The sequence below is a fragment of the Tepidibacter formicigenes DSM 15518 genome (genome assembly GCF_900142235.1).
GTDB classification, from domain to species: Bacteria; Bacillota; Clostridia; order Peptostreptococcales; family Peptostreptococcaceae; genus Tepidibacter; species Tepidibacter formicigenes.
The window spans coordinates 1-1928 of record NZ_FRAE01000133.1; the positions used below are offsets into that span (position 1 = coordinate 1).

A 1928-nucleotide genomic window follows, 5' to 3' on the forward strand; every position below is an offset into this window, starting at 1 on the left:
ACTAAAAGTACTACAATATCAACTATTTTGAGCAACGGAGTCCGTTAGGACTCGTTGGCGACATGAGCCATGCGATAGCATGAAGCGAATTTTTTAAGAAAAGAGGTAACAATTTATGATGAAAAAACTTTTAAGTTTTTTAATTATTATAATACTTGGAATAAGCATGTCTGCCTGTACCTTCTTTTATAAAGAAAAGGTAGTAAAGCCTAAAAAAAAGATTACAGTTAAGGTGGATAATAACTTAAAGGATGAACCTATAAAAACAAAAGAAGAGCTTAATAAAAAAATAGAAGAAATAATAAAAGCGGATGAAAGCATAGATTTAAGTGATAAAAATATAGAAAAACAAGAAATAGTAAAGGATAAAGATAAAAAGGAAAATACTACAAAGAAAATATCAAAAAAAGAAATAATAAATAAATACAAATCAAAATTCTATTTACTTCAAGGTGAGTACAATGGAAAGATAAATGGGATGATAGCCCAAGCTAAAAAGGAATATTATGCCCTTCCTGAAAAAGATAGAACTACAATGTCAAAGCTTAGAATAGGACTAAAATATTATAATAAGGCAAAAGGACTTGAAAAGGAATGTGACAGTAAAGTAGATAGCACTCTATCTTCAATGGCTAAAGAACTTACTGAAAGTGGTTATTCAACAGAAGCAGTAGATTTAATAAAGAATTATTATGAAAATGAAAAATCCTCTAAAAGATCATATTATTTTTCAAAAATAAAATAAAATTAATAGTAAAAAAGTATCATGTTATTTTGGTTATATAAATGACATGATACTTTTTTATTTAAAAAATAACATTAAACGACATTGGGTTAATTGAAAAGTAAAATTAAAATCAACAAAATATTTAACTAATACTTCGGACTTAAGAATTTGCGAAAATTAGGACTAAATGACGAACGAAAGTGGGTCTTGAGTCATTGATTTTAAAAATATGTCATATTACAATAATATATGGATGTTTAATCTAAATTTTATAATATATAGAAAAATAGTGAAATTATTCATAAAATAACTAGAAATGTAATCGATTGTTTTTTAAAGGGGGGAATAGGATGGAAAATGTAAAATTATTAGAAATAGAGAAAATAAAAGTAAATGATTCATTTATTTATCTTACATTGAAAAGAATTATTGACATTATAGGATCTTTACTAGGAATTATAATTTTATCACCTGTGTTTATAGTAACAGCCATGGCTATAAAAATAGAAGATCCTAAAGGGCCTATTTTTTTTACTCAAAAAAGAAATGGGAAATATCCTAAAACCTTTAATATGTACAAGTTTAGATCTATGGTACATAATGCAGAGGAACTTCTTGAAAAACTAAAACATAAAAATGAAATGAATGGTCCAGTATTTAAAATAAAAGATGATCCTAGAATTACAAAAGTGGGAAAGTTTATAAGAAAGACAAGTATAGATGAACTTCCACAACTTTTTAATGTTTTAAAAGGAGATATGAGTCTAGTTGGACCAAGACCACCAATACCAAGAGAAGTTGAACAGTACAATGAATATCAAATGCAAAGACTTTCTGTAAAGCCTGGTATTACTTGCTATTGGCAAGTATGTGGAAGAAATAATATAGATTTTGATGAATGGGTCGAGCTAGATTTAAAGTATATAGGAGAAAGAAATTTATTTGTTGATATAAAGCTTATATTAATGACTGTGCCATGTTTACTTGGTGATAAAAATGCAGCGTAAATATTATAACAAACAAAATATTATAAACTACAGATTATAGTATATATAGCTTGTGTTAAAAAATATAATGACTTAGACAATATAATTATTTATTAAATTTATATAGGTAGTTGCAAAATAGAGTGAAAGGTTATCCACAGAAAAATTGAGTTGAAATTACTAAATAGAAAGAGTTATTAACAGTAATATTCAAA

General features: G+C 26.0%; 2 protein-coding genes. Both read left to right on the forward strand.

Annotated elements, in window-relative coordinates; all coding sequences use genetic code 11:
- The first annotated feature begins 115 nt into the window (after positions 1–115).
- Positions 116–745 (forward strand): hypothetical protein, encoded by a 630-nt coding sequence (locus BUA77_RS13145; RefSeq protein ID WP_072891038.1) that lies wholly within the window; start codon positions 116–118, stop codon positions 743–745.
- Positions 746–1077: 332 nt separating this feature from the next.
- Positions 1078–1734 (forward strand): sugar transferase, encoded by a 657-nt coding sequence (locus tag BUA77_RS13150; RefSeq protein ID WP_072891040.1) that lies wholly within the window; start codon positions 1078–1080, stop codon positions 1732–1734.
- Positions 1735–1928: the final 194 nt, after the last annotated feature.

What these genes read in the sequence shown, in the direction of transcription:
- BUA77_RS13145 (WP_072891038.1), top strand. Translation starts at nt 116, where the DNA reads ATGATGAAAAAACTTTTAAGTTTTTTAATTATTATAATACTTGGAATA.
- BUA77_RS13150 (WP_072891040.1), top strand. Translation starts at nt 1,078, where the DNA reads ATGGAAAATGTAAAATTATTAGAAATAGAGAAAATAAAAGTAAATGAT.